We start from the raw sequence: 20,418 nt of genomic DNA on the forward strand, positions 1-20,418 counted from the left end.
AAAAGGAGATAGAAAATGAAAGAATTAAGAATCGGACTTGTAGGAACAGGAGCCATCGGAAGGTCTCACATTGAGCGGATCAACACAAAGCTGCAGGGAGGAAAAGTGACAGCATGCGCCGATGTAAATGCGGACTTTTGCAAATCTGTGGCAGAGCAGTACGGCATTGCTGCTTATGACAGCGGAGAAGAGATGATCGCTTCAGAGGACATCGATGCAGTCATTGTCACAACACTGGATCCGTTCCATGAACAGTATGTGATGGCTGCCATCAAAGCCGGAAAATATGTATTTTGTGAAAAACCGCTGGCTCCGGAGGCAGATGCATGCAAGCGGATCGTGGAGGCGGAAATCTCAGGAGGAAAACAGCTGGTTCAGGTTGGATTTATGCGCCGGTATGATCCGGGATACGGCCAGCTGAAAAGCCTCATTGACTCCGGAGAATACGGAATGCCTCTGATGCTCCACTGTGCACATAGAAATTATGATGCCCCGGGATTTACCACTTCCATGCCTGTTGAAAATTCTATGATCCATGAAATTGATGTTCTCCGCTGGCTGCTTGGTGAAAACTATAAGACCGCGGAGGTGGTCTTCCCGAAGACAACACGCAACGCAGAAGGGGAGCTTAGAGATCCCCAGATTATGTATCTCACAACCGAATCAGGTGTCAGGATCGATGTGGAATCCTTTGTGAACTGCCGTTATGGATATGACATCAAGTGTGAAGTCGTGTGTGAAGAAGGATCTTTGAATCTTCCGGAGCCGGCCAACACGATGGTAAGAAGCAACGATTCCCGGATAACACCGATCTGCCACGATTGGTCAGAACGTTTTATTGATGCGTATAATATCGAATTCCAGGAGTGGATCAATGCCTGCAGGGAAGGGCGTGTGGATGGACCGGGTGCCTGGGATGGATATGTGGGCCAGGTAACTGCAAAGGCCGCATCCAAAGCCCGGGATACACAGACGGTTGTGACCATTGAATATGACGAAATGCCGGAATTCTATAAGTAAAATGTCCTGTAGGTAATAGATAATCAATCATTTAAAAAAGGAGAAAGCTGATGAAACTTGCGATTTGTACAGATGTATTTGCAGAATTAAATTATACGGAGATGCTTGACAAGGTGAGATCCCTGGGCATCGATGCAGTGGAAATGACGGCCGGAGGCTGGGGAGCCCGCACGCATTGTCCTACGAAAGAACTGCTGGAGGATGATTCAAAACTGAAGGCTTATCAGGCAGAGTTAGAAAAAAGAGGGATGGAGATCGCAGCGCTTAACACTTCCTGCAACCAGCTATGGCCCTGTGAGCTGGGAAAAGAATATTCAGATTCTATGTATGACTGTGTAATTCTTGCGAGCAGGCTGGGTGTGAAAAAGATCGTGTGTATGTCAGGCCTGCCTGCCGGCAATGAAAATGACACAACGCCTAACTGGATCACCTCAAGTGTGACCATGACGGCCTATATGGAGCCCACAGTAGAATACCAGTGGAAAACAACCATTGCCTGGTGGAAAGATTTTGTGGAACACTGCAAAAAATATGGGATCGAACAGATTGCCATCGAGGAGTTCCCATGCCAGATGGTGTATAATCCGGAGACACTCTGGAGACTGAGGGAGGCGGTAGACCCGATCATCGGGATCAATCTGGACCCATCTCATTTAATTGCCTTGGGAGCCGATCCGATTGCATCTGCACGGGCGCTTAAAGGCGCGATCTACCATGTTCACGGTAAAGATGCCAGAATTGAAAGAGGGATGGCGGATATCAACGGCCTGCCGGAGTGGAAAGCAGTTACAGAGGTCGCTGACCGTACGTGGAATTATGTGGCTGTGGGATGCGGAAAAGACCTGCAGTGGTGGAAAGAATTTTTCTCCGTGTGCGGAATGATGGGATATGACGGATATGTGTCACTGGAGATGGAAGATCTCACCATGAGTACTGAGGCAGGTGTCCTGACTTCCATTGACGCTCTGAAGCAGACGATCATCAAATAAATAAAAGAAACCATATCAGCCCGGCCGGACAGAATGCCTTCATATACAGGTGTTTTGTCCGGCCGGAATGCGTTTTCAGGATATGAAAAGATTTTCATGGAATACTTGTCTATAATAAAGACTGTAAAAAGAGATTGTATTCTATGGAGGAGCAGTATGATTTATACGTTAACTACAAATCCTGCCATCGATATGAACATTTCCACAAAAGGAATGGAACGTGCAAAAGTAAACCGCACATTCGATACGGTTTACACTCCCAATGGAAAAGGTGTCAACGTCACGCTGACATTAAAGCATTATGGGGTTGATTCCACGGTTACTGGATTTTTTGGAGGATTTTCGGGAAAATATATTGTAGAGGAACTGGAAAAAAGACAGGTGGCGGTCAAGCCGGTCTGGGTCGGTGACACAACAAGGATCAATATATTTTTAAATGATGGAGAGGGCGAATTCAAATTTGTCAACAGCGGATCGTTTGTCGGAAGAGACCAGCAGGAAGAAATGCTGAATCTTTTTGAGACAGCCGAAGATCTGAGCTGCCTTGTGATCAGCGGCAGTCTTCCGCCTGGAATCGAACCGAGTTATTATGAAAGTATTATGTCAATCTGTAAAAAGAGGGGCATTGATGTGGTGCTGGATATCAGCTCCCCGAAACTCAAAGACTTATTAAAATACCAGCCCTTGCTGATCAAACCAAACGATGAAGAGATTGAAGAGATCTTCGGGATCAAGATCAAGGACGAAGAAGACATTCTGCATGTCCTTACCTTTCTGAAAGAACAGGGGGCCAGGAATGTACTGCTGACGCTCGGAAGCAAAGGAGCGTATTTCAGTAACGGAGAAGATGTGTATTACTCATCTTCCCAGCCGGTTAAGTTATTAAGCTCGGCGTGTGCGGGAGATGCCGCATTGGCAAGCTTTTTAAGCCTTTGGCTCGATCATCCGGAAAATGTTGAGGATGCATTGAAGCGTTCGGCTGCCACAGGGGCAAATGTGGCGGAGAGCAACGCACTCGGTGATTTTGCCAAAGTAGATACTTACTTTCACAATATCAAAATAAGAAAGGTGGAGAAATGATATGAAAAAACTATTAGGTGTTACAGGTTGCCCAACCGGGATCGCCCATACTTACATGGCGGAGGAAGCTTTGAAGGAAGCTGCCGAAAAGCTGGGCGCTGAAATGAAAGTTGAGACCAACGGAGCTGTTGGTGTCGAGAATGAATTGACTGCTGAGGATATTGCTGAATGTGACGGAATTATTGTAGCTTGTGATAAAAATGTAGACATGGACCGTTTTAACGGAAAACCAGTCATAGAAGTGCCGGTCTCAGACGGGATCAGCAAAGCGGAAGAATTAGTGCAGAAGATGCTTGATGGAAACGTTTCAGTAAGAGGCGGGGAAGTGAAGGCAGCCGGAAGCGAAAAGAAAGCAGAAGAAGGAAAAGATTCTATTGGACATCAGATCTATAAGCATCTGATGAACGGTGTCTCCCATATGCTTCCGTTCGTTGTAGCCGGTGGTGTATTGACAGCCATCTCTTTCTTATGGGGTATTTATTCAGCAGACCCTACAAATGCTCAGTATAATGAAATAGCAGCCACTATCAAGACCGTCGGCGGTACATCTATGGGAATGATGGTTCCTGTGCTGGCAGCATTCATCGCCCAGTCAATCGGTGACCGTCCGGGTATGATCGCAGGTTTTGTAGGCGGTATGATCGCCAACACCACAGGGTCTGGATTTATCGGAGCCATCATCGCAGGTTTCTTTGCAGGATACTTATGTAAGTTTGTTGTAAACGCTTTAAAAGGACTTCCGAGAGCATTGGAGGGATTAAAATCGATCTTTTTTATTCCGATTATTACAGTAGCAATTGTAGGAATAGTAATGCAGGTAACAGCAGATCCAGTCTCAAGTATAAATAAAGGAATGATGGATTTCTTAGCTGGATTGCAGAATTCCAGCCCGATTATCTTAGGACTTGCGGTAGGATGTATGTCTGCATTTGACATGGGAGGTCCAGTTAATAAAGCAGCTTATGTAACAGGAACAGCGCTTCTAGCACAGGGTAACTATTATTTTATGGCTGGTGTATCTGCAGCGTGTATAACACCCCCACTTATTATTGCAATTGCTGCTACTGTTGCGCCAAAGAAATTTACAAAGGCTGACCGTGCAGCTGGATTGGTAAATTATGTATTAGGATGTACTCATATTACAGAAGGAGCAATTCCTTTTGCTGCGAAAGATCCAGTAAGAGTACTTCCAATTCTGATGATTGGATCTTCTATTTCTGCAATTTTAAGCTATATTACTAAGATTACGGTTCCTGCTCCACATGGAGGGTTCTTAATTTTAAGATTAGTAAACCATCCGTTATTATGGGTTGGATGTATTTTAGTAGGATCTGTTATTGGTGCATTTCTTTATATAATTACTGCAAAGAATGTAGACGCAAATTAATTAGATAAAAAAGACACAATATACTCAGAGTATATTGTGTCTTTGTAAGACAAATATATATATCATTATTAATTATTTATATTTTTTAGTGAAATTTACTGCATGATGAGCAGCTGAGTTATTGCCAATGTGATACGTGTAACTAATTTCTACACCCTTTTTCTTATTTACAGCTTTTTGATAAAAATTTTTAATTTGAGTACAACTATTGCTAAAGCTTTTTAAGAAAATACTAAGTGGAATTTTTGCACTTCCTTGAGCTAATATGTTTTTTGCATAAGGAGTAGCTGCTTTGTAGTTTTTTGCTTTTTTAACAATACTTTTGCATTTGCTATAACTATAGTACTGCTTGATTTTGATTTTAGTACAATATTGGTGAGTTTTATCTTTATATGTATCAGAATCTATTGCTTTAACAGAGTTTTGTGAAGGTATAACAGCTAAGGTAAAAACCATTAATAAAGTTAAAAGATAGCTTGTAATTTTTTTCATAGACGGATTCTCCTTTAGTTAATGTAAATAGTATATATATTTGTCATAATAATAGTATATAGTAACAATATTACAAAATAATGTATAGTTATTTAAAATTATATTAATTATGAATATAGTTGAAAGGGTGATGACATGAATATTATGGAATTATTTGATGAGTCAACAATAAATCTAAACTTACAGGGAGAGACAAAAGACCAGATCATTGAAGAAATGGTAACACTTTTAGATGAAGGCGGAGTGCTCGCTGATAAGGACGACTATAAAAAAGCGATCTATGCCAGAGAAGAACAGTCCTCCACAGGACTTGGATTTGACATTGCGATCCCGCATGCCAAGACCGCAGCAGTAAAAACTGCACGGGTGGCCTTCGGAAAGTCTGACAAAGGATTTGATTTCGGAGCCGAGGACGGGACAAAAGCACACCTGATTTTCATGATAGCGGCAACCGATACAGACAGCAATCTGCATCTACAGGCGCTGGCGACACTCTCAAGAAATTTGATTAAAGCAGACTTCAGAGCGAAGCTTCTGGCAGCCAATACTGCAGGAGAGGTTATGGATGTGTTAAAGACTTTATAATAGCAGATATCAGAAAAGCGGCGGAATTTATTTCTGCCGCTTTTTTAGAACGTTTACAGGTTCAAAAATTTTATTGATTTACACTTAATTGATAAGACCTGGTTTGATACGTATTGTCTTTTCCTTTAGGATCTTTTACTGTTGTTATTTTTATATTTTTTTTGATTGTTGCTCTAGCTGCCTTATGCGAGTCTTTTAGCAGATGAAAATAATCAGCAATCCCTTGGGCATCCTTCTCAGCCATTTCTTGAATTTTTTCATCGGAAGAAAAATATGATTGAAATTCATCTATATTATCCATATATCCGTGTTCAATAATAATAGCGATCATATCCTCATTAATTCCACCTTTTACGATCGCATAATAGTCACATAATCTGCCATTTCTATAGGTATTCCTGGTCTCAGACAATCTACGCAGCAGCCCTCTGTTTTTCAGCCCAAGTTCACTGATGCGGTTTAATATATTTGCACCTAATTGCTCTTCCTCTTGTGCCAGATTTTCTTTTTCATTTCCGCTGGCAACCAAAACGTAAGCGCCGTCTTTTGCATTAACAATGCTGCCTTTGGCATTATGATGAATACTTATCAATGCGTCCGCCTGATCTTTTTTTGCTTTTTCTACTCGTTTCTTTAAAGATATATTTTTGTCTGTCTTGCGAGTCATAGAAACAGTAACTCCCTGATATTTTTCTAACTCTGTTTTCAAGTACAAAGATAATTTTAAATTTAAGGTTTTTTCATAGGTTACTGTCCCATCTGCTGTAATCTGGGCACCTGTATCAACACCGCCATGTCCGGGATCGATTTCTATTCTCACTTTCTCAACCTTATCCTTATTTGAAACTGTCACTTCGGTTGCCTTCGCAGCTGTCCTTTTATCCGTTTTATTCGGCACATTTATTTTCTTTGCATAGATTAAAAAGATAAGCACACCACAAACAACAAAAACAAAGAATGTTAGTTTTTTCATGGGCAGCCTCTATGATTCGTCAGACAGAAATTCATTGTATGTTCGGATTTCCTTCGTTGAACCGCTGAAAGATGCTCCGCGGTAAAAACAGTCAGCCATATAATCTGCCTGGCCCTTTGGATTATCACTCTTATCATCTGCTTTATATTTAAATTTAAGAATGTAATCATAGGTTCCATTAGAAGCAATGATCATATATTGACCTATGGTTTTATCACTATTTAAGTGACCGCCATAAATTTTTCTGCAAAAGGCTCCTGACTTTTTAACCCCCTCTGTTGGAAACTTAAAATAAAAGTGGGAGAATTCATCTTTATAATCTTCCGCCAGATTTTTTACTTCCTGCTGCGCGGATCCAGCGGTTGCCTTTTGAGAAAATACAGTATATTCAGTCACCCCGTCGTCTGCCGAAAAAACATATTTCCCATCTTTATTAATATCTACACGGTTGAAGAAGTTCTTAGGATACACAAAGCTATATCCCCCACTGGTATTGCAAGTTACCTTTTTATATAATTGGGTATTTAGGCATTTGCTGTAGTCATTGGTACTGTTGACATCCACTGCAATTTTACTATTGGTGTTATCGTTGTTTTTTCTTTCTGTAGCTGACTCGGATGTAGTCTTTTTTGCTGCCGTAGTTTTTTCTTCCTCTGCAGCTGTGTTTTCAGTTGTGACGTTATCAACTGTGGGAGCGCTTGGCGTCTGTTCTTTATTTGCAGACACATAGCAAACAATATTTAAAATAATGGATAAAGCGACTGCAATGCTTAAACCAAGAATGATTTTCTTTTCTTTTTGTCTCATATTTATCTCCATTTCTTTCTCAAATGTATCACTGTTTTATCAAAAGCATTATGATTACATGGCTATTTTCCAGGCTCCATCCACATACACCATATAAAAATCTTCATCAATGGAGAGCGTATCTTTTGTAGCTTGTCCCCAGAGTTCGTTTGTATAAGTATATTCACAACTTGCATTAAATGAAATATAAGGCTCCTTAAAGTTCTTTGCCGGACTTTCCATAATTTCACCTGTTTTAGGCTGAGTCTGAATGTCTGCTTTGGAGTTCTTGGTACCTCCATAAACAGTATAGGAAGAGATAAAGCTTTCCGCATCTTCTTTTGAATAGAAATAATCTTGGATCTCATCAGCAGAAACATCTTTTTTTCCCAGATAGTTGGTCCACTCTTTTAAAAAATTTATCATTGTGTTTTTTGCTGCCTGAACTTGCTTATTGCTATACTTAAGTGAAAGTTCTTTTAAAGAACCCGTGTTTAACTCATAAGTATCTTGTGATAAAAAATCATCCTTATCCTCAAAGGTTACAGTGTGATTGCCTTCTAATACTTCAATATCATAATATTTTTCATCTTCCTCTTCTTTCAGATAAATATCTTTGATCCTAGTTCCGTCTATAGAAACTGGACACTGTTGAATATATGGAATTTCTACTTGGACAGTATCAACCTTTAAGTCAGCTAATTCCCACTGGTCAAAGAAAAAATATCTTTTTTTATTTAACTTTTGAACATTGCAGTAGTAATCAGACCCAAAATAAACCTGTTTTTCTGCTGAGTCTTTATCATTACTGCTATTGATCTCACCTAACTCACCTGTTACATTTGCCATGATTTTTTCATAAGAGGCTTTCGTAATAAATTCTGTTTCGGTGATATTTGTCATGTCATAGATTTTATCCCACTGTTGATTGTTGTAATACTTACGATATTGCTCCGCTGTTTTTTCGGCGGTATTAAATTTACTTCCTTCTATGTAAAAAAAACCAACACTGATACATAAAATGAAAATAAGAATTCCAATAATGGTTTTACCTTTCTTTGAGAATTCTTCCCCTTTCTTTTTTGTCTTTGCCGGTTTTCTTTTTGTTTCTTTTTTTATATGCAAAGAGGAACCACACTCTTCACAAAAATTTCCGTCGGGTACATCTTTTCCACAATTTGGACAAATCATAATTTTATCTTCTCCTCTATAATCCCATAAACATATTTCTTCCATAGCTGCTTACTATATTGGTAAGAGATGTTTTAAGAACAATATATAAAACAAGACTCACAACAATAAATACCACCGCAAGAATATACATAGTTTTTTCTTTATCTGCGCCTTTCACTTCATCAACCGCTTTTCCCATCAAAAAAGTAGAAGCAAGCTTCCCGCTGATGAAAACAAGGATACCGAATCCTGGATTTAATAACAGGCAGATGATACCTAGTACTAAAAATAGAATATTAATTGCTGCTGTTGTTGCCGGTACGGTCATAAAATCAACATAGGCTGCGTCACTCTTGCTTATCATTTTTTCCAATGCCCAAAGCACAAGTGTCGTCAGTGCGTTCATTCCAATGACAAACAAAAGTGCATAGAAAAATATTTTTGGATAAGAGACCATCTGACGTCCAAAATATGATGATCCTAAAGTGGATGATACAAGTATCATCAAACAAATGCCTGTAATAATGCCCTCACCCAGCCAAGTTACTGCACTCTCTTTCAGCGAAAACGATGCAGTAATTTGTTTTGCTCCGGAGGCAGGTTTCACTAGTACTTTTTTTATTCCGCTTGAAATATTATTTTTATCAATATTTTGAAAGAAACTTGTTTCATCTTCTTTGATCTGACAAGTACAAACCTCCCCGTCTTCTAACCTTTTTCCGCAAAATTTACAGTATTTCATACATAATTCCTCCCTTTTCTCTTGTAACTGTATTATTATACCAATAATTGACTAAAATTTCAATTACCTCATCATCTTGTAAAACGATTTTATGAATAAAAAAAGGTCTCATGCAAAATTGTCTTTGCATGAAACCTTTTGTTTTGACATGCTTATCTAGCAGATACTGCGTCCGTGTTCTACATGATTGGAGTGAGGCATTCTAAGAGCCGAACGGAAATCATGTGGAAAATGTCACACCAAGATAACTTCCGTGAGTTCACTCAGTGTTTTATAAACAGCAGACGGCAGATCTTTATCCGTGATAAAGTAGTCGATATCCTTCCAGTTAGCGTACTGTACTAAAGAGCAGATATGGGCCTTGGAGCTGTCAGAGATGACAACAATGATCTTAGACTGTGGGATGATGGCCTGCTTGATCTGTGCATCTGTGAATTCTGAGACTGCCGGCCCGTTGTGCTGCTCAAATCCGCTGGTCCCCAGAAATGAGATATCTACCTTGATAGTGTTGATAAAGTTGGTGGTCTGGAACCCTTCTGTGGACATATTGTTCGGGTTCAGCTGGCCGCCGGTTAAGATGGTCACATTGTTGCCGTTATTTAAATGGTAAGTGGTGTTGATGGCATTGGTCACAATGGTATAACCGGATTTCTGGCTTAAAAGCTGTGCCATGCACTGCATTGTGCTTCCGGCGTCAAGATAAATGACACCCTGTTCCGGGATCAATTCCAATCCCTTCTCACAGAGGGCATACTTTACGGAGCTGTTTTCGCTGACCCGTGTTTCGATGGGGATCGGGCGGAAGCTTGAGACCAGGGTGGCGCCCCCGTGGCTGCGCTCTATAGCCCCGATCTCCTGAAGATGAGTCAGGTCTCTTCTGATGGTTTCTTTTGTCACTTCAAATTTATCTGCAAGATCGCCGATCTTAGCACTTCCTGTACTGTTGATATATTCGACGATTTCCTTCTGCCGTTCTTTTGCGAGAAGTTTTCCCATGTCCGTTCCTCCTTTTTTACTGTTACACTCATCATAACAGAAATTCAAATTCATTTCAAATTTAAATCCACAAAAACAAAAACAAAACAACAAAAACAAACGTAATTTATGTCAGAGTATTGACATAACAAGGAAAAAATCATATAATTTACCCATAAAACAAAAATAAACGGACATAAAACAACGTAAACAAAATTTAATGAGGTAGATCATGAAAAATTGGAAAGAGTATGTGTTTGATGTCAATGGATTTCAGATCAATACGGTTTACAGCGAGGAAGCCATAGAAACCATTTTCCTGCCCATGCTGAGAAAATTCACCGGTATGCAGAAAAAACTGGGCCGGAGACTGATCGTATTTCTGGCGGCGCCGCCGGCAGTGGGAAAGACAACACTGTCCAAGTTTCTGGAATATCTGGCTGTGCAGCAGGAAGATCTGACAGAGATACAGGCGATAGGACTGGATGGTTTTCACTACCACTCAGATTACATTAATACCCACAATGCGGTCGTGATGGGAAAAGAAGTTCCTATGAAGAAAGTAAAGGGATGTCCTGAAACTTATAATACCGGGAAGCTTGAGGAGAAGCTTGGAAGGATCAAAGAAGAAGATATTCTCTGGCCCATATATGACAGAAACATCCACGATGTGGTGGAAGATTTGGAAAAAATTACGAAGGACATTGTGCTGATCGAAGGCAACTGGCTGCTCCTTGATGAGGAGCCGTGGAAGACATTAAAGGATACCGCAGATTATACGATATTAATCCGCTCTGAAGAAGAGACGTTAAAGGAACGGCTGATCGGAAGGAAGATGAAGGGCGGCCTTACGAGAGAAGAGGCAGAAGACTGGTACATAAACAGCGACAGCGTGAATGTGAGAAGGGTTTTGGAGACTTCTCTGGATGGGGATTTGATGTTAAAGGTAGAAGCAGACGGAGATTATACGAGGAGGATAAAGGATGAAATCAACAGCGGCAGTTCTTGCAGGGAAAAATCAGGTTTATGTAAAGGAAGTGGACCTTCCGGAAATCGGAGAAGAGGAACTCTTGGTAAAGGTTGTGTCAAACAGCATTTGCCTGTCAACTTATAAGGCGGCACTGAGGGGCGGGGAGCACAAGAGGGTGCCGGATGATCTGAGTCCGGAGCACCCGACGATTACCGGCCATGAGTTCGGCGGATACATCGTAGAAGTGGGAGAAAAGCTGAAAGACCGCTTCAAGCCGGGAGAAAAATTCGTACTCCAGCCGGCTATGGGACTTCCGAGCGGATATTCTGCCGGATACAGCTACGAATACTATGGAGGAAACGCAACCTACTGTATTATTCCGAAGGTTTCCATCGACATTGGATGTGTACTTCTGTATGACGGTGATTATTTTGCAAATGCATCTCTGGCAGAGCCGATGTCATGTATCATCGGAGCATTTCACGCTACCTACCACACAACACCGTATGTGTATGAACACAGAATGGGATTAAAGGACGGGGGAAGTGTGGCTCTTCTGGGATGTGCGGGTCCGATGGGGATCGGAGCCATTGATTATGCACTGAACGGGCCGTATCATTCAAAGCGCATCGTTGTGACGGACATCAATGAAGAAAGGCTTGAGAGAGCAAAATCCCTGATTACTCCGGAGGATGCGGCTTCTAAAGGTGTGGAACTCATTTATGTGAACACCGCAGGAAAAGAAAATGCGACAGAAGAACTGAAAGAATTAAACGGTGGGAAGGGATATGATGAAGTATTCGTATTCGCACCGGTGGAATCCCTCATCGAGATGGGAGACGATCTTTTAGGAAACGACGGCTGCCTGAATTTCTTTGCAGGGCCTACGGACAACAACTTCAAGGCAAAATATAATTTCTACAATGTCCACTACGAAGGAACCCACATCTGCGGAACTTCAGGAGGAGCGCCTGTGGATATGATCGAGTCTCTGGAACTGTCTGCGGCAGGAAAGATCAATCCGTCTTACATGGTTACACATATCGGAGGCATTGACGCGGCACCGGATACGATCCTGAATCTGCCGAAGCTTCCGGGAGGCAAAAAACTGATCTACCCACATATCAAGATGGAACTGACTGCCATTGAAGATTTTGAGGAATTGGGAAAAGAGAACGAGATGTTTGCACATCTGGCAGAGATATGCAAGGCAAACAATAATGTTTGGTGCAGAGAGGCGGAAGAATATTTACTCGACACTTTAGCACCGGAAGAGTAAGAGAGAATGACGAAGAAGAGCCCTGTTTAATTTCAGGGCTTGCCCACTTTGTTCTCCTGGGAGAGCTGTACCTAAAAATATCAATATATGTTTTTATTTTATGTGAAACTGTTGACTTTGAGCGGGGTCTAAATGCTATCATGGAAAAACATCAATAATGATGTTTGAATATTTATGTAATAAACAGAAGGAGGCCCCACATTGTATCTGTTATTTTTCATACTGCCGATCCTGATCCTCATACCGACAGGAATATATTTATATGTTTTCTTCCGCAGGATTCTGAGCCTTTTCTTAAAAAGGGACGTACGCCTGGCGAAAGGACTGAGTGCGGCTTTGGCATTGGCCTGTGTTTTTTCTGCCTGGCCGGCCTATGGATGGGGAGGAGTAGCCGTCCTGCATCTTGCAGGAGTCTCCCTGGTCATTGAGCTGGTCAATTTTCTCATCAAAAGAGCACCGTTTGTTTTCAAAAAATGGGATCTGATTTACAGAAGCGGAGTACTGTCTTTTCTCATCATTTCGGTTGTTTTTTCTTACGGATATATGAATATGCAGAAGATTGAGAAGACCGGTTACAGGATCGGGACTTCTAAGATTCATCAAGAGGAAACACTCAGGATAGTCCTGATGTCGGACATCCACCTGGGCGTTACGATGAGTGCCGAAGACCTGGAGAACTGGTGCAGTAAAATACAGAATCAGGAGCCGGATCTGGTTCTTTTGGCCGGAGATATCTTCGATGAGGATACCGGGAGAGTAGAGATGGAACGGGCGGCCAAAGCTTTGGGACGGATGCAGAGTACTTACGGAATTTTTTATGTATATGGGAATCATGATTCCAATCAATACAGGGAAAAGCCGGAGTACACTTCCGGACATCTCAGGAATACTTTAGAAAAAGCCGGAGTCCATGTGCTGGAGGATGAGGTGTTTAAGACAGGGAATCATATCTGCATCATCGGGAGAAAGGATGCCGGTGACCAGGACAGGAAGAGTCTGAAAGAGATCATGAAAGATGCACCGGAAAACAGTTTCAGAATCCTAATGGATCACCAGCCCGGAGATCTGAAGGAAAATAACAGGCAGGGCATCGATCTGCAGGTGTCGGGCCATACCCATGCGGGACAGATCTGGCCTACCGGGCAGTTGATGCAGCTTCTTGGAATCAATGAGATCAACTATGGCTTCCGGAAGACCGGAAATCTTCAGACAGTGGTGACATCGGGCATGGCGGGATGGGGATATCCGATCCGCACGGGAGGACACTGTGAATATGTGATCATAGATGTGGTGTCAAAGGAATGAGGTTTCACCACGGCGTGTTTTGTCTCTGTATTCGGTTCCCCACTGCGCCATGGAGCCCAGGATCGGTTTTAAGCTCAGGCCGGTCTCTGTGAGAGAATACTCTACTTTCGGAGGGAGCTGAGGATATCCTTAATAATCTCTCGGAATCCTGAGTGATTATTATCGGCAACAGCCGAGAAACGTACTTTGAAAAGTAAATATTATTTAAAACAGAAAAAAGAACATAGAAAATAGACATAACTGTCGCTATGCCCGAAAAATGGTGTATAATAGTTAAAGGATTATGCCACATCTAAAATCAACTTTCTCAGGGTGGATTCATAGGGCAAATCCCAAGCATCCAAGTGCTGCAGCATAAGGATGTGATATAGGCGGCAGTACCACATCTTAGTTGAGCGGTGCCTGCCGCTTTCTAATTGAAAGTCTATTTTCTCACGTTTATTCGAACGTTCAGCTGAAGTTCTGGCATTGTATTCCAGTTTCCATTCTTTACTGTCACGAGGCGGGAAATTGATGAATCTTGGATTATCTTTCATTGCAAGATGGACGGTTCTCCCATATTTGGAGTCTGAGCAGGGGGTACTGCAGGAGCATCCGTATTTACGGCTGGCAAGTGGACAGCGAAATTTTAACCTTGCTTTCGATGGCTCAGAACCATCATGGTTCATTTTTCGCCCAGCTTTGCAAATAGGAATTCCATCTTTTGCAATGGTAAAATCATCCTTATATTTCATGCTGATTCCGCGTTTTTCATTTAAGTCGATAAAAGGCTGTATGCCGTTTTCACGGCAATACTGATAATACGGCATGGCATCATGAGCAGAATCCAAAAGCCATTTGCTGATATGAAAATCAGGAAGAAAGGCTCTGAAACGAAAGTAAGTTTCCAAAAAACCATGAGAATCATGTTTTGAGGCAGGATTGAGTAAAGGGAATAAAGGCAGATCACTTTCCGAGTTGGATGCAACCAGCATATATAAATCGTAGCCATGATAAAAACAGTCTCGAGAAGAATCATATCCGACATCACAATCGGGCTGGGAAAAGTAGCGGTCGCAATCACAGGAAGTGATACCATTTTCGGAACACTTACAGATACGGTGTTTCCGTTCACGTGCAGATGTAACAACAGGCATACCGTCACCGGCAATGGAAAGATTGGAGGTATCAATCAATCCTTTGGAGATGGAAACGGTTAAAAATTCATGGTTGTAAATCTTGAAAAGAGAAGCATATGGTTGGTCATCAATAGAAAAAGAAGAAGATTCCATGGATTTAAAAAGTTGTTCCACTGTGATTTTTTCAATAGATTCTGCTTTTTCTCCCTTCTGTTTTGGCTTTTGCATTTTTTTCTTTTTTAAAGGATGTATATGGGGAGAAAGATTATCAGAATCGGAATCCCAAAGCCTGTTAAGAAAGTCATAGAAAGTGTCGACTCCAGGAGTGTCACCAAAGTGAAACCCACTGAGGATTGCATAGAGTGGATTGATTTTCAATTGAACAGCCCAGTGGGTAAGTGAATGAACTTTAAAATCAATGGAGAGAAGATAAGAACGCTGCATACAGGAAGGAGTCCTTGGTTTTGGACCAAAGACAGAATATTTGTTGCGGAGCAGTTCGTTGGTATAAGAAAGATCAAGATTCCAGAAACGTTCGATGATATCCTATGTTGATTTAGAAAAAACAGTGGGATCAGGATAATATTTGCGAAGGTTTTCAAGTAAAAAAGTCTGATAGGCGGTATGACCGCCGGAATGAACAGGTAACATAAAAATCGCCCTCCAGTCGATAAAAATAAAATATATTTAATCGGCTTCGCCGCAAATTTTGAGCGATTTGTCAAGTCTTTTTTGACAAAAAAGTGGGGGATTTTAATAAAATGGAATCTACAAGCCTTGATTTTACTGGGCTGAAGATTCCGAGAGATTATCTTATTTTTAAGGAGGTAACAAGATGGAATGGTTGAAAAAACTTGGAGCAGCCATTGATTACATAGAAGATAATCTGGATAAGGAAATATCGTATGATGAAGCAGCCCGCATTGCGTGTTGTTCTCCCTATTATTTTCAACGTATTTTTTCGTATGTTTCGGGTATGTTACTGTCTGAATACATATGTTGCTGAAAAATGACACAGGCGGCATTTGAATTGCAGCGGAAGGACTGTAAGGTAATAGATATCGCTCTGAAATATGGATATTCTTCTTCGATTTCTTTTAATCGGGCATTCCAAAATATTCACGGTATTACGCCGACAGCAGCAAAATCTATGGGCAGCATTTTGCAGGCATATCCGTCAATTCAGTTTTCAATCAAAATATCAGGAGGAAGTTCGATGGCGTATCACATTGCAGAAAAACAGCCTTTGCGTATCGTGGGTATCCGTATTCCAATGGTTGAGGATATGGAAGAAAATCTAAGGGCAGTTCCTGATTTTTGGAAATCCACGGTGCAGGGAAATCAATTATGGAAAATATACAGATTATCCAATCAAGAGCCGGGCGGAATATTGGAATTAGTGTATTACCTTAAAAGGCGACCATTATGAAATGGGAGTGAAACGTGGAAAGATTTTTAAAAGAGGTCAAATATCCTTTCCGCTTCAGTTAGACGATTTTCAGCTTGAACAGGGTGATATATGGGAGAAATAATGATTTGCCTCCCTTTCTAATCGGTTTAATATTACAACGTCATCTTTTATTAACGGAGAAGAGGGATTGAATGAATATGGTCTTGCAGTTGCGATGACATTTGTGATGACTGCTCCTCAAAAGATACAGGCGGGATTTAATTCTTGCTTCATTGTGAGGTATTTGCTTGAAAAAGCGAAAGATACGAAGCAGGCAATTTCATTGCTTTGTAATTTACCCATAGCTTCTAATTGTAATATTTTACTTGCAGATAAAAGCGGCAGAATGGTAGTGGTTGAGTGCACGCCGTCTGTCAAAAAAATCTGAAAAGCAGAAGCTTTTGATAGTGGAAGAATTGTTTGTACGGTCAACAGTTTTGCGTCTGATGATATGAAAATGCATGATGACGTACATGGGAATGACTATGATTCCCACAAACGGTACGAGGTTGTCATAGACAGTTTTTCTTCAGGGAAGATAAAAGATGATTACATTGAAACCACCAAACATCTCTTAAAAGGTGATTATGGCTTTATGTGCCAATATGATAATGAGCCAGACTTTGAAACCGTTTGGAGTTCCATTTTTGATTTAGGGAGTTTAATCATTTACTGTGCAGAGGGTGACCCAAGAAAAAAGAAATTCGTGATAGATAACAGACTGCATGATATTGGTGTCAAATGAGGATAATTGAAACTTAACAAAGCAAAGCATAGAATATCAGGAAAAGACATTGTTTGTTTACTATACTATGATTACGGAAGGAGGAAAAACATGGAATGGGTGAAGGGATTGCAAAAGGCAATAGACTATATTGAAAACCACATTACCGAAGATATAGATTATGCTGAAGTTGCAAAACAGGCGTATTCTTCGAGCTTTCATTTTCAGAGGGTTTTTCATATTATCTGCGGCTATTCTATCGGTGAGTATATCCGCAACAGGAGGTTGTCACTTGCAGGAGCGGATTTATCTTCGGAAAATGAAAAAGTCATAGATATAGCCCTAAAATATGGATATAACAGTCCAGAAAGCTTCAGTAGGGCATTTACAAAATTTCATGGAATTACGCCAGTCCAAGCGAAAAATGAAAAACTTACACTCAGATCTTTTTCCAGAGTTTCCGTAAAAATCATATTAGAAGGAGGAACAACAATGGATTACAGAATTGAGAAACGAGAAGGGTTTGAGGTCATTGCCAAACGAGCCAGATATGGAGGAGGACAGGAAATCAGCCAGAAGAATATCCATGCAACATGGGCGGCTTGCGGAGCAGATGGAACGATTGATACTTTGTGCAAATATATTAATCCAGAAAACATCTTCGGAGGAGCAATCGTTGGGATATGCTTTGACAATCCGATTGAGGGGGACTTTGATTATGCAATCGGAGCGGCTTATACAGGCGGCGATGTGGTAGCAGGATTGACGATCGAGAAAGTACCTGCAAATACTTGGGCAGTTTTCCCTTGTACTGGGAGAATGCCAGAAGCGTTTCAAGAGTTGTATCGGAAAATTTATACAGAATTCTTTCCAACCAGTAAATATCAGCCTGCGGGCGGGATGTGCATTGAGGTTTATCCGAGTGCTGAAATTTACGATAATAATTTCCATTGTGAAATATGGCTTTCCGTAGAGGAAAAGTAAAGCCATTGAAAGCTGCTATCTGTCATGACTTAAACTGACGGAGGAAAAGAAACTGGACAGTATTGTATTCTGCTGCATATCCACGGGAGAATATCATTTTCCCAACCGGAAGGCCGCAGAAATCGCGCTGAATACGGTACTTGCTTATCTGGACAAAGGAAGCGGCTTAAAGCGTATAGTTTTCAATGTATTTAAAGACATCGACTGGGAAATTTATAAAAGCGGTTTTACAGCATGATATCTCCCGGACAAAAAACCATTTCTCTGTGCCAGTCCTTTGCATACGATAAGGGCTGAGTGAAGAATATACCGGCAGTCACTTTCCGGTGTTGAGGAGGAGAGAATATACTGCCGGTGCAGGTTTTCCAGCCATGGTTCAAATCTGCAGATGCCTGAGCACGATTTTATATGCCGGCTGATCTGATTCGTTCTCAGACAGTTTGAGAAGACCAGGTGGAGCCGGCGTTCATATTTTATGTGCTCTTTCAGAGAATAGCGAAATTCTTTGTTATGGGGACGGGTAAAAGAATCAGCGAGATAATGCATCATCTCACCGGCCCGGAACCAGCCGGCAAAAGTATCCCGAAAGCCTGACGAATAAGCCTGTCCCATCAGATGTCTGCGGGAGTCATAACTGTGTCCTTTCAGTTCTGCGGCATTGGAGCCGCCCAGATAGGAGAAAGGATTGAGATCGGGCAGAACATTTCCCAGGATAAATGCAAAGGTTTTGGAATTGTTCAGGAACATTCGGCGGGCCAGCAGTTTTGAAAGTGCAAAATGATCTTTTGTTTCCATAGGATACCTCTATATAAAAACAGTGTTTTCGGGTCTGTCTTCATAGTATCTGCGAATTGTGTATAAATAGTGATGGAAGTTTAAAAAAATTCGCAAGGGGATATCCTTTTAGAGATCATTCAGCAATGCTTCTTTCACCGCATCCAGAAGCCTGAAAAAAGTACGGTGAAGCATGCGGCGATTTCCGGAGAAATATCCAGCAGTCTTTCGTCTTCTTTCGTTCTGGTACTGCGGTTTTCTTTGTCCTGAGAGAAAAATGCTTCGGATGCCTCCTTTATTGTCACCGAGCCGGATTCCGAGATATCGGGGACAATGCCCGGAAACCGGATGTAGGAAAGACAGGACAGAATCAGGCTGTCAACCTCATTCATCCCACATTCCTGAAAGCTTACATCTCCCCTCCAGGCGAGATAATCAAAGATATTTGTGGACATAGGCAGGCTCCTTTGCGTGCAGAGACAATATCCTTCTTTCATCATTATACTGTAAAAACAAATTCCTCAAAACACTGTTTTATATTATAATAAACTGAAATACACGAGAAAGGATTTTGGAAACCTATGAATCAAAATACAAAAGGCGTGATCTTTACAATGTTGGGAGGAATCTTCTGGGGGATTTCCGGGATTATCGGGAAATATCTGTTTGACGAAAAGCAGCTCACGGCCGTCTGGCTTGTGACGCTGAGGCTTTTGTCGGCAGGACTGCTCATGCTCTTGTTGGCGGTAGTCCAAAAGAAGGGGGATATATTCCGTGTCTGGAAAAAGAAACGAACGGCAGTGAGTCAGCTTGTGTTCTGTCTGTTCGGGATGACAGCCTGCCAGATGTCTTATTTTCTTGCAATCCAGTATTCTAATCCGGGGACAGCTACTGTGCTCCAATACATTGCCCCGGCGCTTATCATGCTGTTCTGTCTGGCAGTAGAAAATAGAAAGCCGAAGCGCCTGGAAGTGATCGTTCTGGTCTGCGTCATCACCGGGGTTTTTCTGTTGGCGACTCACGGAGATCCCGGCAGTCTGGCCGTCACAGGCAGGGCTTTGTTCTGGGGACTTGCTGCCGCAGTTGCTCTGGCTGTCTATAATATTCAGCCGGAAAAACTACTGAATGAATTTGGCTCCCTGGAGACAGTGGGATGGGGAATGTTCATAGGGGGACTGCTTATGATACCTGTGACGGGCTTTTTTCATGTCCCCGGTATATGGGACATGAAAACGGTCCTCATGACACTGGCCGTTATCATCTTCGGAACGGTTATTCCGTTTGGATGTTATCTGGAAGGCGTTCGCATGCTGGGTCCCGTGAGAGCCAGCATGTTTGCGTGTGTGGAGCCGCTGGTGGCGGCAGTCATGTCCGCACTGCTGCTGGGAGAGATTTTTGTTGGCATGGATATCCTGGGATTCACTCTGATTATCGGAGGGGTCACATCCCTGGCAGTGTTTGACCGGGCATAAAATAAGGCGGGCCTGTCTGCTCCCTTCTGTGTGGCTGAAAAATTTATAAATAATCGCTGTTCTGTTGGATATATTTGTGCAATATGCTATAATAAATCTGACATAACGTGTGGGAGCACAGAGAACTAACGGAGATCTAG

At 41.7% G+C, this 20,418-nt stretch carries 24 protein-coding genes and 1 pseudogene; 15 read left to right on the forward strand and 10 right to left on the reverse strand.

The features are described from left to right. Positions 1-15 precede the first annotated feature (15 nt). From P8F77_RS03205 to P8F77_RS03220, 4 genes are all read left to right on the forward strand, one after another. A complete protein-coding gene (locus tag P8F77_RS03205) occupies positions 16-1,020 on the forward strand; it encodes a Gfo/Idh/MocA family oxidoreductase (protein ID WP_287520278.1) in 1,005 nt (334 codons plus the stop codon). Positions 1,021-1,070: 50 nt separating this feature from the next. Further along, positions 1,071-2,009, forward strand: a complete 939-nt coding sequence (locus tag P8F77_RS03210) for a sugar phosphate isomerase/epimerase (RefSeq protein ID WP_287520275.1) — start codon at positions 1,071-1,073, stop codon at positions 2,007-2,009. 156 nt (positions 2,010-2,165) lie between these two features. Next, entirely contained in the window at positions 2,166-3,089 is a 924-nt protein-coding gene (locus tag P8F77_RS03215) for a 1-phosphofructokinase family hexose kinase (RefSeq protein WP_024728575.1), read from the forward strand. A 1-nt stretch (position 3,090) separates the two neighbouring features. After that, positions 3,091-4,476, forward strand: a complete 1,386-nt coding sequence (locus P8F77_RS03220) for a PTS fructose transporter subunit IIBC (protein ID WP_270432309.1) — start codon at positions 3,091-3,093, stop codon at positions 4,474-4,476. A gap of 72 nt (positions 4,477-4,548) precedes the next feature. Here P8F77_RS03220 and P8F77_RS03225 read toward each other — a convergent pair whose 3' ends face one another. Then, the gene (locus tag P8F77_RS03225; protein WP_270432311.1) at positions 4,549-4,968 is read right to left on the reverse strand and encodes a hypothetical protein; all 420 of its coding nucleotides are present in this window, start codon (positions 4,966-4,968) and stop codon (positions 4,549-4,551) included. 144 nt (positions 4,969-5,112) lie between these two features. Between P8F77_RS03225 and P8F77_RS03230 the strand changes: the two genes are divergently transcribed. Next, a complete protein-coding gene (locus tag P8F77_RS03230) occupies positions 5,113-5,553 on the forward strand; it encodes a PTS sugar transporter subunit IIA (protein ID WP_347256338.1) in 441 nt (146 codons plus the stop codon). A gap of 70 nt (positions 5,554-5,623) precedes the next feature. Here the strand turns inward: P8F77_RS03230 and P8F77_RS03235 are convergent, their stop codons facing one another. The 5 genes from P8F77_RS03235 to P8F77_RS03255 all read right to left on the reverse strand — a co-directional run bounded on the left by P8F77_RS03235 (position 5,624) and on the right by P8F77_RS03255 (position 10,223). Further along, positions 5,624-6,526, reverse strand: coding sequence for an N-acetylmuramoyl-L-alanine amidase (locus P8F77_RS03235; protein ID WP_270432316.1), 903 nt, complete (start codon positions 6,524-6,526; stop codon positions 5,624-5,626). 9 nt (positions 6,527-6,535) lie between these two features. Further along, the gene (locus P8F77_RS03240) at positions 6,536-7,333 is read right to left on the reverse strand and encodes a hypothetical protein (RefSeq protein ID WP_287520270.1); all 798 of its coding nucleotides are present in this window, start codon (positions 7,331-7,333) and stop codon (positions 6,536-6,538) included. Positions 7,334-7,387: 54 nt separating this feature from the next. Further along, on the reverse strand, positions 7,388-8,503 hold the full coding sequence (locus P8F77_RS03245) for a zinc ribbon domain-containing protein (RefSeq protein WP_347256339.1): 1,116 nt from the start codon (positions 8,501-8,503) through the stop codon (positions 7,388-7,390). A gap of 16 nt (positions 8,504-8,519) precedes the next feature. Next, entirely contained in the window at positions 8,520-9,227 is a 708-nt protein-coding gene (locus P8F77_RS03250; RefSeq protein WP_287520264.1) for a hypothetical protein, read from the reverse strand. Between the two features lie 234 nt (positions 9,228-9,461). Then, positions 9,462-10,223, reverse strand: coding sequence for a DeoR/GlpR family DNA-binding transcription regulator (locus P8F77_RS03255; protein ID WP_024728568.1), 762 nt, complete (start codon positions 10,221-10,223; stop codon positions 9,462-9,464). 211 nt (positions 10,224-10,434) lie between these two features. Between P8F77_RS03255 and P8F77_RS03260 the strand changes: the two genes are divergently transcribed. From P8F77_RS03260 to P8F77_RS03270, 3 genes are all read left to right on the forward strand, one after another. Continuing rightward, the gene (locus P8F77_RS03260; RefSeq protein ID WP_287520261.1) at positions 10,435-11,316 is read left to right on the forward strand and encodes a nucleoside/nucleotide kinase family protein; all 882 of its coding nucleotides are present in this window, start codon (positions 10,435-10,437) and stop codon (positions 11,314-11,316) included. Then, positions 11,240-12,451, forward strand: coding sequence for a zinc-binding dehydrogenase (locus P8F77_RS03265; protein WP_287520287.1), 1,212 nt, complete (start codon positions 11,240-11,242; stop codon positions 12,449-12,451). Before P8F77_RS03260 ends, P8F77_RS03265 begins: the two co-directional genes overlap by 77 nt. A 201-nt stretch (positions 12,452-12,652) precedes the next feature. Next, positions 12,653-13,756: a metallophosphoesterase gene (locus P8F77_RS03270; RefSeq protein WP_024728565.1), complete on the forward strand. Its 1,104-nt coding sequence runs from the start codon at positions 12,653-12,655 to the stop codon at positions 13,754-13,756. On the opposite strand, the pseudogene P8F77_RS03275 reads toward P8F77_RS03270, so the two are convergent. After that, positions 13,745-13,882 (reverse strand): annotated as a pseudogene (locus P8F77_RS03275) (winged helix-turn-helix transcriptional regulator); the annotation flags it as partial. The gene P8F77_RS03270 and the pseudogene P8F77_RS03275 overlap by 12 nt on opposite strands. 155 nt (positions 13,883-14,037) lie before the next feature. Then, positions 14,038-15,318 carry a hypothetical protein gene (locus P8F77_RS03280; protein WP_347256340.1) on the reverse strand — a complete coding sequence of 427 codons (1,281 nt, stop codon included), beginning with the start codon at positions 15,316-15,318 and terminating at the stop codon, positions 14,038-14,040. A 391-nt stretch (positions 15,319-15,709) separates the two neighbouring features. On the opposite strand from P8F77_RS03280, the gene P8F77_RS03285 reads away from it, so the two are divergent. From P8F77_RS03285 to P8F77_RS03310, 6 genes are all read left to right on the forward strand, one after another. After that, positions 15,710-15,880 (forward strand): AraC family transcriptional regulator, encoded by a 171-nt coding sequence (locus tag P8F77_RS03285; protein ID WP_287519509.1) that lies wholly within the window; start codon positions 15,710-15,712, stop codon positions 15,878-15,880. A 3-nt stretch (positions 15,881-15,883) separates the two neighbouring features. Continuing rightward, positions 15,884-16,303: a hypothetical protein gene (locus P8F77_RS03290; protein WP_287519511.1), complete on the forward strand. Its 420-nt coding sequence runs from the start codon at positions 15,884-15,886 to the stop codon at positions 16,301-16,303. A 169-nt stretch (positions 16,304-16,472) separates the two neighbouring features. After that, complete coding sequence (locus tag P8F77_RS03295) at positions 16,473-16,712, forward strand: carcinine hydrolase/isopenicillin-N N-acyltransferase family protein (protein ID WP_287519513.1); 240 nt, start codon at positions 16,473-16,475, stop codon at positions 16,710-16,712. Positions 16,713-16,775: 63 nt separating this feature from the next. Continuing rightward, entirely contained in the window at positions 16,776-17,069 is a 294-nt protein-coding gene (locus tag P8F77_RS03300; RefSeq protein ID WP_347256341.1) for a hypothetical protein, read from the forward strand. Positions 17,070-17,159: 90 nt separating this feature from the next. Then, positions 17,160-18,032: an AraC family transcriptional regulator gene (locus tag P8F77_RS03305; RefSeq protein WP_024728562.1), complete on the forward strand. Its 873-nt coding sequence runs from the start codon at positions 17,160-17,162 to the stop codon at positions 18,030-18,032. Between the two features lie 61 nt (positions 18,033-18,093). Beyond that, positions 18,094-18,270 carry a hypothetical protein gene (locus P8F77_RS03310; protein ID WP_347256436.1) on the forward strand — a complete coding sequence of 59 codons (177 nt, stop codon included), beginning with the start codon at positions 18,094-18,096 and terminating at the stop codon, positions 18,268-18,270. On the opposite strand, the gene P8F77_RS03315 is transcribed toward P8F77_RS03310, so the two are convergent. Together P8F77_RS03315 and P8F77_RS03320 are read right to left on the reverse strand one after the other, a co-directional pair. After that, the gene (locus P8F77_RS03315; protein WP_024728561.1) at positions 18,246-18,827 is read right to left on the reverse strand and encodes a zinc dependent phospholipase C family protein; all 582 of its coding nucleotides are present in this window, start codon (positions 18,825-18,827) and stop codon (positions 18,246-18,248) included. The two genes, P8F77_RS03310 and P8F77_RS03315, sit on opposite strands and share 25 nt — an antisense overlap. A gap of 134 nt (positions 18,828-18,961) precedes the next feature. After that, positions 18,962-19,261, reverse strand: coding sequence for a hypothetical protein (locus tag P8F77_RS03320; RefSeq protein ID WP_287519518.1), 300 nt, complete (start codon positions 19,259-19,261; stop codon positions 18,962-18,964). A 126-nt stretch (positions 19,262-19,387) separates the two neighbouring features. On the opposite strand from P8F77_RS03320, the gene P8F77_RS03325 reads away from it, so the two are divergent. After that, on the forward strand, positions 19,388-20,278 hold the full coding sequence (locus P8F77_RS03325) for a DMT family transporter (RefSeq protein ID WP_148459355.1): 891 nt from the start codon (positions 19,388-19,390) through the stop codon (positions 20,276-20,278). The last annotated feature ends 140 nt before the right edge of the window (positions 20,279-20,418 follow it).

The organism is Anaerostipes sp. PC18 (assembly GCF_039789045.1).
Taxonomy (GTDB): domain Bacteria; phylum Bacillota; class Clostridia; order Lachnospirales; family Lachnospiraceae; genus Anaerostipes; species Anaerostipes hominis.